This window comes from Poseidonibacter lekithochrous (assembly GCF_018861145.1).
Taxonomy (GTDB): domain Bacteria; phylum Campylobacterota; class Campylobacteria; order Campylobacterales; family Arcobacteraceae; genus Poseidonibacter; species Poseidonibacter lekithochrous_A.
On sequence record NZ_JAHKQT010000022.1, the window covers coordinates 1 to 12,432 of the forward strand.

Annotated in this window: 8 protein-coding genes; 4 read left to right on the forward strand and 4 right to left on the reverse strand. The window is 28.0% G+C overall.

Going from position 1 to position 12,432, the window contains the following annotated elements; all coding sequences use genetic code 11:
* Window positions 1-330: 330 nt before the first annotated feature.
* Together KO488_RS08125 and KO488_RS08130 are read right to left on the reverse strand one after the other, a co-directional pair.
* Window positions 331-1,743: an HET domain-containing protein gene (locus tag KO488_RS08125; RefSeq protein ID WP_216058304.1), complete on the reverse strand. Its 1,413-nt coding sequence runs from the start codon at window positions 1,741-1,743 to the stop codon at window positions 331-333.
* A 235-nt stretch (window positions 1,744-1,978) separates the two neighbouring features.
* On the reverse strand, window positions 1,979-3,604 hold the full coding sequence (locus tag KO488_RS08130) for a CBASS cGAMP-activated phospholipase (RefSeq protein WP_216058305.1): 1,626 nt from the start codon (window positions 3,602-3,604) through the stop codon (window positions 1,979-1,981).
* A 213-nt stretch (window positions 3,605-3,817) separates the two neighbouring features.
* Between KO488_RS08130 and KO488_RS08135 the strand changes: the two genes are divergently transcribed.
* From KO488_RS08135 to KO488_RS08145, 3 genes are all read left to right on the forward strand, one after another.
* A complete protein-coding gene (locus KO488_RS08135) occupies window positions 3,818-4,315 on the forward strand; it encodes a TIR domain-containing protein (protein ID WP_216058306.1) in 498 nt (165 codons plus the stop codon).
* Between the two features lie 120 nt (window positions 4,316-4,435).
* Complete coding sequence (locus KO488_RS08140; protein ID WP_216058307.1) at window positions 4,436-4,576, forward strand: hypothetical protein; 141 nt, start codon at window positions 4,436-4,438, stop codon at window positions 4,574-4,576.
* A 234-nt stretch (window positions 4,577-4,810) separates the two neighbouring features.
* Window positions 4,811-8,197 carry a TIR domain-containing protein gene (locus tag KO488_RS08145; protein WP_216058308.1) on the forward strand — a complete coding sequence of 1,129 codons (3,387 nt, stop codon included), beginning with the start codon at window positions 4,811-4,813 and terminating at the stop codon, window positions 8,195-8,197.
* A gap of 154 nt (window positions 8,198-8,351) precedes the next feature.
* Here the strand turns inward: KO488_RS08145 and KO488_RS08150 are convergent, their stop codons facing one another.
* Together KO488_RS08150 and KO488_RS08155 are read right to left on the reverse strand one after the other, a co-directional pair.
* Window positions 8,352-9,578 (reverse strand): transposase, encoded by a 1,227-nt coding sequence (locus tag KO488_RS08150; protein WP_216058309.1) that lies wholly within the window; start codon window positions 9,576-9,578, stop codon window positions 8,352-8,354.
* Between the two features lie 263 nt (window positions 9,579-9,841).
* Window positions 9,842-10,717, reverse strand: a complete 876-nt coding sequence (locus tag KO488_RS08155; RefSeq protein WP_216058310.1) for a hypothetical protein — start codon at window positions 10,715-10,717, stop codon at window positions 9,842-9,844.
* A 153-nt stretch (window positions 10,718-10,870) separates the two neighbouring features.
* Here KO488_RS08155 and KO488_RS08160 point away from each other — a divergent pair, with 153 nt between their 5' ends.
* On the forward strand, window positions 10,871-12,262 hold the full coding sequence (locus KO488_RS08160) for a type II toxin-antitoxin system HipA family toxin (RefSeq protein WP_216058311.1): 1,392 nt from the start codon (window positions 10,871-10,873) through the stop codon (window positions 12,260-12,262).
* Window positions 12,263-12,432 lie beyond the last annotated feature (170 nt).

Sequence of the window (12,432 nt, forward strand, 5' to 3'; positions counted from 1 at the left end):
AAAAACTATAACTCATTATGCAATAGCTAAAAAATCTGGAGTAAGTTTTAACACAGTAAAAAAACATGTATCTGAACAAAATTTAGTTTCATTAAATGAAATGCAACAGTAAAGCATATCCTACATATTAAATATATATTAATAATCTTTGTTCCATATTTCCTTAATGTTTGTGGAACTTTGCAGTTTTTACTTTTTGAACACTTTGTGGAACACGGAAAACTAATATGTGTGCTTCGTGTTCCAAATATAAGAGATTGTGAAACCTCTGCTATGAACAATAATTTTCCCATAAGGTAAAATAATATAACAATATTTGACTATTTAAAATCATGACACATTAATATTTTCACTATTCTTTGGAGGTTTCCCTATAAAAATGCCTGTGTCACAAAATTGATTTATATCCGTATCATTTGAACGTAATAATAATGCAGGTGCCCCTTGATGGAATTTAACATCATTTGAGACAACAACAAAAAGATCTTTTGAACGTTTATGTGGTGATTGAGGGAAAAAATATCCTTCTTCAAGCTTTATACACTCTCCACATCCTTCGAATCCACGTTGGCGCAGCCCCTCAAAGAGTAATTTAGATAAGTTACCATTAATAAAACCATCAATAGAAGAAATAATTAAGTTATTTTTCCATGGAACCATTTTACACATATTATTCATTTGAAGGTGTGTATCATTGATACATCCTGATAATCCGCTACCATACACTGATACATCAGAAATAACAGCTATTAGTTGATTACCTATTGGTCTCCATCTCTTACCAACTACTTCACTTCTCGGATTTGTAGAAAAAATAAATGAAAAATCATTATTCTCTTCACAAATATTCATAAAATGCTCTATTGGTGGAATCAAATGTAAATTCTGCTCCGAGGTGATTCCATTTGTAACCACCGATATCATTACATTAATACGATCTTCTTGACGAGTAGCGAATCGTCTGCTTACAGCTGACATTGCCTGAAATGCCGATTGAGCATTTATTTGTTGTGCAGCTACAAGCAATTGCATGCGTTCAAGTTTCTGATACATATCTATATCTTGGATATCTGAGTAGGCTGTTGCATAGGTCATTAGTGCATTAAGAAAATTAAGTTCACTTATAAATTTTTTTTCTTTACCTTCAGCTATTAAGAACATCATTTTACTATTTACAAATTCTTGGTATGTCCAAACCCGGTCTATCCAGTCATCATTTGCAACTGCTATATAATCATTGAGACTTAGTGGCTTTCTATTATATATCCTATTTACAGTATCTAGGCAATTAGTGTTCAATACAACAAATATTTGAGCTGCTGACTTATAAATTTCACCCATATTTTGAATGCATATGTCAGCAGCAGGCTGTTCCTGTGGACTGCATAATGCGTCAATCCAAATAGCAGATGAAGCCTTATGAGCTAATGCTAATTTTTTAGCAAGTTTATCTTCACTATGAAATAAACTTTCTATTTCAGTATTCCAACACTCATCTGACTCAAAAGAATTGATAACCGTTTCAATAACAGGAATAGTTCTAGCAGAGATTTCCTTTTCACTATTCAATGGATTTAATGATTTATCTATACCCCATGAATAAGAGATACAGGTAAAAGGTGGAGCATCAGATAATTGTTTAAAATCAACAAGAGTCCACATCTTTCCACATAATTTTATAGTTTTTGTACTTGATACATTTGCCTCTGTTACTGGAATAAGTAACTTAAAAAAATTTGACATTATTTTACTCCTATACACTAATATAAATTCTAAATTATCCTTATCAATTAAATTTATTAATTGCTTCTAACCTAAACTCTTCACTATATATTATTATTGCCATTTTTTACCTTTATAAATTTTACAATGATTCTTATCATTGATATATTAAATAGTGTCTAGTTTATTGGTATCATTCCAAAACTTGATCCTTAGATTGGAAAAATATGGTTGAAAATATTATAAATAAAATATTTTAACTTTTCCAATCCTCAACGTGAATACCATCCAGAAACCTAGATCGTACAGCACTAAAGGAATCTTTTGCAACTCTATTACCTCTTGTAGTCATATCCTCAATAGCCTCCGTATCATCTAACTTTATTTCACTTGGTATTTGTTGGTTAATACGTAAATGACGTGCAGGACCAAGAAAGCTTTCTGCCATAATTAATGCAGAATGTTCTTGAGCTGAGAAAAAGAGGTCCGCACTTTCCGGTGCCCATCCTGCTTTACCTTTACCTAATGATTTTGTAAAATCAGATTCATTCCCCATAGTTCCAATACTTAAAACATCAATTCTATCTAAAGGAATATCTAAATATCGTACAGCTTCCGCTAAAGCCGGAATTATTGGGTTGTTTGCCCAAATCCCCCCATCTAAGTATTTTTCTACAGCAATCTCCGTATCTATAACTGCTTCATCAAAATAAGTTGGAGCAGCTGACGAAGCTAATGCGGCATCTACTGCTGTAATTCCATGAAAACCAGTTCTATCTTGAGTATGAGGAGTAGTAATTACTTCAGTTTCACCATGTACAGCACGCACCGTTGGAATAACAAGTTTACAGTATGACTCACTAAGAAGGGTATCTTCACCTAATACATCTTTTAATATCTCTCCAAGTGTTTGTGAATCATGCTTAGAATTAAGCCAGTGTCTCATTTTCCTATTTTTAGGAAAAATTTTGGAACCCTTAGATTTATAAAAGGATAGCATTTCATTAGGAGTTAATCCAAGTCCTAATCCTATTGCAAGTATTGCCCCTGTTGAAGTACCTGCAACAAGATCAAAATGCTTAACAAGCTCATTACCTCCACCTTTTTTAAGCATATCATCCCATTTTGCAAGTACTGATGCAGTAAATGTACCTCTAATACCTCCTCCATCTAAGACTAAAATACGAAAATTACGTCCACTTGATACACTATTACGAACTAATGGTAATAGCTTTAACTGAGTAACAATCTTATCTACAAGAGCTTTTGGAGATGTATTTTTTGAAATTTCAAAATTTTGTTCAGGTGAAAGGCCATTACGTAATCGAGATAGTAAGGTACTGTCATCATCAAGATAACCTTTCATTGCACCACCAAAGCTAGAAATAACAAAAGCAGGTTTTCCACGTTCCAAAGTAGTATCTAGTTCTTCCGGTACTCCAGCACGTAATTTGTTCTCATCCCACCATTTCCCCCCAAAGCAAACAATAACATCTGAACGCTCTGACATCCACTCTCTCATTGGAACCAAACTTTTTTCTTCATCTTCTTTTAAACCAGGTATAATTTGTACAACAGAATATTCACGTTGATATTCAATTTCCTTTAAATGTTCTGCCTCTATTGCATATTTTTGAGCACGAACTAAAGTTAGAGCATCTTTCTTACCTCCTGCAGATATAAAGTTCCTAGCAGATTTTTCCAAAGGAGCTGATAATGTAGGGTGACTACCATGAATAATAGTTCCCCCTTCACTAAATATTTTTGTTGCAAATCCTTGAACAAATGAGCAGATTCCTGTTTCTTCTTCTTTAGATAATTTATCCGGTATAGAACCCGAGAGATGAATTCTAACTCCAACTAAAGGTAAACGACGTGTCATAATTTCTCCTATTATTTGTGACTCTTAAAATCCATTCAAAATAATTTTTTATATAATTATACTTATTTGAGAACTATTATATAAAGAATTAGCTTGAAATTATCAATAATAATATTATTTAGTATTAATATATCATTATATACATCTATAAAAAATAAATTTATAAATATGTTATAATATAATAACATATTAAATAATAAAAAGGGGAATAAAATGGCAAGAAAAGTATTTTACAGTTTTCACTATAAACCTGATGTGACACGTGTTTCACAAGTACGTAATATAGGTGCAATTGAAAGTAATAAGCCTGCAAGTGACAATGATTGGGAAACTGTTCTGAGTGGAAAAGATATTTCTATAAAAAGATGGATTACTAATCAAATGAAAGGTCGTACATGTACAGTTGTACTTATCGGAGAAAATACAGCAAATAGAAAGTGGATAAATCATGAAATTGTAAAGGCATGGGATGAAAATATGGGTGTTGTAGGTATTTATATACATGGTCTTAAAAATTTTAATGGAAATATCTCAAAAAAAGGCAAAAATCCTTTTGATTATATTGGTTATGGTAATACTGGTAAAAAGCTATCTAGTATTGTTAAATGCTACAATCCAGTAGGAACAAATAGTAAAGAACGATACGCATGGATTGCAGAACATTTAGAAAATGCTATTGAAGAAGCTATAAATATTAGGAAAGCTAATTAATAAAACTTCTAATAAATTTTTTTATGATTTTTACTCTTGATGAAAAAGGCTACTAAATTTAATTTATTGGCTTCTTTGTTTTCTTATATCATTAGATTTTTCATGAATATAGTCACTATTTTGAGAATAGTTAAAGGTGATGTGACTAAAGTTCCAAGTACTTCAACTTATAAAGCATATGTTAAGAGGTTTATTCAAGAAGTATTAGGGCATAGATATTCTTCTCACTCATTTAGAGTAGAAATTATAACTGATATGTAAAATTTATTAACCCTAAATTCATTCAGAAATTTATAGGCCATAGTGATATAAAAACAACTATGAGATATGTAAAGCCAATAGATGAAGATATAAAATAATGTAAATATAAGTATTAATTTATGTTTTAGTTTTGAAGTTTAACAAAGATATAGTTTTAAAAAAGGCTATTTATAGTATATAATTGCTAATATTATTGTTATAGTAAAATCACAAAATAATTATAATGGTGTTTTAATGAATCAAAATAAGTCTCAGTTATTTATAGTAGGGAACAATAATGTAGGAAAAACAAGCTTAATCAGGATACTTACATCTACTAATATTGGATTATCAGATCCAAGGGCAATATCTATAAATTATGAAGCAGACTGGATTATAGAAAATGATAAGTATTCTGTTTTTGTTGATATAAAAGAAAGAGCAATTATTAATTCTCTTGACGCTAGAAGCAGTCTATTAGGAATTAGAGAAAATTCTATTTTTATAATTGTGATTAGGACAAACAATGATTATAATAATATTTATACTCAAATAGAATATTATCTTAAGAATATTCCAAAGAATAGTATTATAATCTTACTTTTTAATGAAAATTACATTTTTAAAAGTATTGACATAAATGAAAAACTTCAAAGAACATTCCCTGATAGATTACGAGAAATTATATGGAGTAATATTACAGATAAAGAAAATTTTATAAAATTCAAAAATTTACTAGAAAATATAATACTTAATGCGTCTACTGTTAGATTGAATTATGCAAAGCAAATAATTGAAAATAACTTAAGAACAAAAGATAAAATACTTGATTTAGGGAATTGTTATTTGACAAACTTACTTGAAGTTAAAGAAGTATTTGAAAATACGCACATTGAAAAATTAATTTTAAGTAATGAATGGGCTGAATATAAAAATGATAAATGGCATAAAAGTGTTAGTAAAAATGAAAGAGGGAGAAACACTTTAAGTGATTTTCCAAGAGAGATTAAAAAACTAGAGAACTTAAAATCATTAATCTCTGGAGGAGATTGGAATGATGGTAAGAGGAAATGGAATCGATGGAATATCCGAAGTATTAGACCTTTACTAAATCTAACTAAACTTGAATATTTAAATCTTAGTAATAATATAATAGAAGTGATTCCTTCTCTTAAAAAGCTAGAGAAGATTGCAATACTACATCTAAATAATAATCTCATTGTTAAAATTAATAATACAGCTATAATTAATTCTCTTCAAGAACTTTATTTAAGTAATAATAAAATAAGATTCACTTCATTTTTAAAAAAATTTCCTTTTGCCAAAACTATTGATATTCATGCTAATGATATTAAAGACATAACTCCTTTAAAACAACTAATTCACGAAAATAATATTACTAACTCAAAATGGAAATTAAATACAATAAATATTGCTAAAAATCCATTAGAAAGTCCTCCTATTGAAATAGTTAATATTAGTAAAGAAGCTGTTTTGAATTATTTTGAAGAGATGTTATTAGGAGAAACATATGTTAATAAAGATGTAAAGTTAATTTTAATAGGAAATAGTGAAGCTGGAAAAACAACATTAGCTAAATACTTAAATAATGAATTTGAACTAGATAAAAAACATCCTCCTACCCATTGGATGGAAGAGCAGAAACTTAAAAGTAAATATATTATTTCAAAAATTAAGGAGAAGTGTAATCTTAACTTATTTGATTTTGGAGGTCATGATTACTTTCATGACACTCACCACTTATTTTTTGGGAAAAATACAGTTTATTTATTAATCTGGAATCTTGATACTAATAATCTTAATATTAGAAGTACTAAAATGCAAAAAGTTGATGGAAGTATTGAAGAAGTAAAGACTCAAGATTATCCTATTAATTATTGGTTAGATTCAATTAAGTATTATACAAGAGAAATTGAAGCAGAAAATTTTGATTTTGAGATTGAAAAAGATACAGAGTATACTACTCATGTAATTCTCATACAAAACAAAGTGGAAAAACTAGATCAAATACATCACCTAAATCATAAAAAAATAGTTTCTAATTACCCCTTTATAAATGATTTTATTAATATTTCACTAATACCTAAACGAAACTTAAATCATTTAGACTCATTGATAACTGAAACTTTAAACGATACAGAAATCTTAGGTGCAAAGTTACCCAACTATTATGGGATAGTTAAAGATAATATAGCCAGATATAAGGGGAAACCTATTCTTTGTATTGATGAGTTTCAAGAATATTGTACAACTCTATTAGGTGAAGAAATTAATAATGAACAAACAATATATCTTGCCAATTATCTTAATCAAGTAGGAACAATTCTTTATAAACCTTCAATTGATAGTGAAGGAAAAGTTTACATAGATAAGAAATGGATAATTGAAAAAATTCATTTAATACTAAGCGGATTAGTAACGTTAAATGGTGAATTTAATGATAAATATCTCCAAAATATGTTAGGTAAAGATGATATAAAAATGGAAAAAGATATTATTGGATTAATGAAAGACTTTAAAATCATATTTAAACATCCTGACTCAGAAAAATATATTGCTCCTCTCTATCTTCCTCCTCAACCTATACAAGCAGTTAAATTGTTTTTAAATACAAATATAACTCCGTATAGAAAAATTCAATATACAGGTTTTATTCATAAAAATGTTGTACTTAATTTTTTTCAGGAATATGGTAAGTTAGTAATCAAGGAAAATTCAAGTAAAGATTCTTTTTATTATTGGAAAAATGGGCTAATTATTAAGGATTTGAATTCTAATGATATTGTGATGGTTCAATTTAATTTAGGAGATGATTATGGAAATGCATCAATTGATATTATAAAACTTAATAATGATAGTTCAACAGATTTTGCTGATGAAATTGTTATGTATATTCATAAAATTAATGATGGATATGAAACAGAAGAAATGATACCTAAAAGTGTTTCTGAATATATTCCTTTATCTGTTATTCATGAAAACGAAGAGAAAAAAAATTGGACATTTTTATATGCGGATAATTATTATAATTTAGGAGATTTCAAAATGCATTTAAAAACAACAAATAAAATGAAAAAGATATTTATTTCATATTCAAAACAAGATATTACTCTAGTGAATAAGTTTATTGATCATTTATCTGCGTTAAAGCAAGATGGAAAAGTATCCAACTGGTATTGCACAGAACTTAAAGCTGGTACAAAATGGGATTCAGAGATTAATAAACATTTTGAAGAATCAGATATTGTATGTTTTATGATAAGTCCTAATTTTATGAGAACTCAATATATTCATGAATATGAAATTGACAAGGCATTTGAAAGAAAAAAGAAAGATCCAAAATTTAATATAGTACCCATAATATTAGATTTTTGTAGATGGTCAACTGAAATAAATAATTTAAGTGAATTTACTGCACTACCTTATACTGCAAAACCTGTGGTAGATTTTGATAATCAGAATATGGCATGGTATATTATTGAAGAATGCTTAAGACTTATTATAGAGAATGATATTGATAATATAGGAGAAGACCTTTATAAAAATACTGATTTACCTCAAGATATATTAAAAATTTATCAAAGAATTATTGAAGGTAAAGTAGATAGAAACAATATATAGATATTTGCCCACAGTTTATAGGATATAGAAAACTGCCTTTTGATTTTAAATAAATGATTCTTTAATATATGAATGTTCAACAACCTGTAGAGACTGTGAAAGAACTAACCCTATATAAATAAAAGAATCGGGCTAAAGAAAGATTTTTCAATATTCAGATATATAAACTCACTTTTTGACGAAAAAAAGCTCTAAAAAAGACTAGAACTGCAATGTACTCTGCTATTTCTTGTTTTATATCTTCAATATTGCCACTTTTAATGCCCTTTATTAGCTTTTGAAATAGTTTAATACCAATCAAATTTAACAATCTTCTAAAATTATAGGTGAGCATAATTAAAGCATTCTCTCCAGCAACCTTTGTTTTGCCTCTTACTAGAAAATGACTCCAACCAAGCTTTTGTTTGATTGTACCAAAAGGGTGTTCTGCCAAAGCAGCCCGCTGTTTAATCATAGTTTTTGCTTTGCGTGTCTGCATCTTCGTACGGTGTGTATCGATGAGTGATTCATGCTCCCAACGCCAAAGACGTTTTGCAGGTGTTGTATTAGGAAGACATTGTTGGCGTATGGAACAGACTTTACATACAGAATTTACATTCCTATACATAAAACGCTTAATACCATTCCTCTCATAAATGGTTTCTTTTCGCTTTAATATCTCATGATTAGGACAGATATAGCAATCCTTAGCTTCATCATAAACAAATGCATCACGAGTAAATTTTCCTTTGTCTTTTTGTTGTTTTTGCTTATCTTGTATGGGTACATAAACATCTATACCTTCATCAACGCATTTCTTAATCTCTTTGGGATTGTAATAACCTGCATCGGCTGCAACTTTTATCTTCTTATTTCCTGTGGCCTCTTTAGCTTGTATTGATAGAGGATAGAGTTGATCTAAATCTATTCCTTTAGTAGAGATATCAGTGGCAACAATAAACTTGTATTTTCCATCAATAGCAACAACTTCTCCATCAATTAAATCTACAGAACGACATAGTATTACGAAGTCACGAAATAATTGTTTTAAGACTTTAGGATTATCTTTACGGAAGTTAGCAATAGTTTTGTATCCAGGAGAAAGTCCCATACAAAGCCACATCATCTCAATATTACGTTTAATCTCACGTTCGAGCTTTCTAGAGCTTCTTATACTATTTAGATATCCATAGAGGTAAATCTTTAAAAGTAGTGCTGGGTGATATGCTGGTTGACCTTCAGAACCACCGTTACAAGTAAATACTCCTAAAGTAGATAAATCTATACTATCAACATAGCTATCAATAGCTCTTACTGGATTGTTTTCATCAACATACTCATCAATACTAGGCGGAAATAAGAGTTGTTGATGACGGTTTAATCCTTCTTTGTAGTTCGGCATTTTAGGCCTTTTTGTTAATCTATGATAACTATATTTTAGCTAATTTCTTGTTATCAATGGCTTTAGTTCTTTCACAGTCTCTACAGGTTGTTGAACTTTGTTTTTATTACTTTTCTTTGTAACAAATTTTTATAATTGCCTTAATTAAGTCATTTATTGATGTTTCAATATATAACATTTTTTTGATTCAAATTTATAGGATATAAGAAAAACTAAAAAACCGCTTATGAAAGTTGATTATAATTAGTTATATTCAGTATTTACTAATAGTACATTTTCCAATATTCATTAAATAAATAATCTTCTCCAACTATTTCTACTTTTCTCTTTTGGGTATAAAAATTTAAATTTGAAACACAATTTTTAAATTCAATCAATTCATCTTTGCAAAACCCTATTTGTTCTAAGTAAAATCCTGCACATTGAAAATATGGATAAATGTAATTTAAAATTTTAATATACTCATATATTTCTTTGATATCTAGTTTTTCTTTCAAAGGTTTAAAAATATCAATGATTGTAGTGTATGTTTTAAAATAGTGAATATTAATTATCATCTCAACAAAAGACCTATTAATTGATGAAACTTTTACTCCATTTTTCATAGTAATTACTCCGTAACAATCTGAATATTTAGGACTTAGAAAAACGTAATTTTTACCATCTATCTCTCCAATACTATTAGAATATCTTGGAGTACCTTGCCTAAAGGCCTTATCAATTGCATTTTGTTCTAATACATTCTCATGACCATAATATCCCTTATCTGATTGCTCTCTTGATATAAATATAACATCATTTCTATAATCTGTTAAACCTTGAAATCTTAATGATGTTGTCATAGATAAGAAAGTTTTTTTTCCAGAGAGAATAGAAGCAAATAAATCATGATCTAAATTTTTTTTAAATGAATATCTAGTTTTATAAGACCCTTGAATACTAAGTGTAAAAGTATTTAAACCCTCATCTATTAACCTATTGAAAAATCTATCATAACTCATGTTCTCTGGTATTAATGATTTTTTTTTGAGTTCATCTTTGATTCTTGAGATATCCACATTACTAAAATAGAAAGGTTTCTTTTTGAATTGTTTTAAAATGTAAGTTTTGTTGGTGTTAAATAATTCTTTTCTTCCCATCTTAAACCTTTCATATTTAATTCTATATAGTATATATACTATATAGTACTATTTTTAATAAAAAATGTCAAATTTTGCTTTTAAATAAAACTTGACAAAAATTTATATTATGTTATAGTTAAGTATATATACTTAACTAATATTAGGATATAAATGAAAATATATGTTGTTAAAAACAATAGATTACTAGGTGTTCTTGAAGAAAAGAATAATTTGTTTTACTTTAGTTATGAAGACGATATTAAACTAACTGGTTATTTATTAGGTCTTAAAAATAAAGAAAATGAATCAGATGAGCTTTTTCCAATTTTTGAAAACTTAATACCAGAAAGTGAAATAGTTTCTAGTATTAAACACGAGCATGGGATTAGCAATATAATAGGTATCTTATTACACCTAAGCAATAATAATGGTAGTTTTGAGTTCTATAATAAAAAGGATTTTGAAGCACTTACTTTAATTGAAAATGAAATAGTAGCTTATGAATCAGTTAAAGACGAGGTATTACAAAGCAAATATACATACCCTAATATTTTAAAAGATTACTCCTTTGTTAATATTGAAGATAATAAACTGCATCCAAAAGAGCTTAATAAATTAGCTCAAGATAGTGCAATAGGTTTGAGTGGAGTTCAATATAAATTTGCAGTTAGTCTAGACCATAAAAAAAAAGAAATACAATTTACAGATAATAAAAATGATCTATATTTCATTAAGCCTTACAATAAACATAGATGTACTTTTAAAAGAAGAGGAAATAACGATAACTATATACCCTATTTGTTAATAAATGAGCATCTATTTATGACTATGGCAAGAGATTTTGGATTTGATATACCTTATAATGCAATTATCAAAGAAGGTGTTGATTATCATTATATAATTAAAAGATACGATAATTACGCCGGGATAAAGTTTGATCACACTGACTTTTTAACTTTTATTGGGAAAGCATCAAAATACAAGTATGATATAAAATTTAATGAATTAAAAGAGCATGTATTTGATTTAATAAATGAAGATGATACTCTAGAACTTTATAAATTTCTAGTGTTCTCTGTAATAATTGGTCATGGTGATTTACATGCAAAAAACTTATCTTTGATTTATAAATCAAGTAGTTTATATGAAAAAGAATTAAGATTATCACCTTTTTATGATATTGCAACAACAAAAATCTATGGTAAAAATGTCGATTCAAGAGATATTGGACTTAATATAGCTTCTAGGGTTAAAAAGTTTTTTAACAGAAAAGATTTAATTGAAGTAGCTGGCAAAATGACTATTAATAAAACTTTAGCTGAGTCAATAATAGATGAGTATGCTCTTAGATTTTTAAATAATTTTAAAAATCTATATGTTGACACATTATCTAATGAGATAAAATCATTACCTTTTTATAGACTCAAGGGGTATGGAAGATCAGATACACTTGAAGTTGTTTTATTAAGATATTTAGAGAACAGAAAAAAAGATATAAAAAAATATTTAGATGTTGAAATAAAAAAAGAAGAAAAGACTACTGCACAAATGCTTTTTGAGTAAATCGAAAAATGAGGTTACCTTTTTGTACAGTCCCATTTAATTAATATTCTTAGGAAATATTGTTTTTACATAAAAATAGATAACTATTGGCAAAACTGCAAAAAGTATTATAAAAGTTATCATACTAATTTTTGTTTGTATTGCTGTAAACATAATAACAGCATAAACAA

What these genes read in the sequence shown, in the direction of transcription:
- KO488_RS08125 (WP_216058304.1), bottom strand. Translation starts at nt 1,743, where the DNA reads ATGTCAAATTTTTTTAAGTTACTTATTCCAGTAACAGAGGCAAATGTA.
- KO488_RS08130 (WP_216058305.1), bottom strand. Translation starts at nt 3,604, where the DNA reads ATGACACGTCGTTTACCTTTAGTTGGAGTTAGAATTCATCTCTCGGGT.
- KO488_RS08135 (WP_216058306.1), top strand. Translation starts at nt 3,818, where the DNA reads ATGGCAAGAAAAGTATTTTACAGTTTTCACTATAAACCTGATGTGACA.
- KO488_RS08145 (WP_216058308.1), top strand. Translation starts at nt 4,811, where the DNA reads ATGAATCAAAATAAGTCTCAGTTATTTATAGTAGGGAACAATAATGTA.
- KO488_RS08150 (WP_216058309.1), bottom strand. Translation starts at nt 9,578, where the DNA reads ATGCCGAACTACAAAGAAGGATTAAACCGTCATCAACAACTCTTATTT.
- KO488_RS08155 (WP_216058310.1), bottom strand. Translation starts at nt 10,717, where the DNA reads ATGGGAAGAAAAGAATTATTTAACACCAACAAAACTTACATTTTAAAA.
- KO488_RS08160 (WP_216058311.1), top strand. Translation starts at nt 10,871, where the DNA reads ATGAAAATATATGTTGTTAAAAACAATAGATTACTAGGTGTTCTTGAA.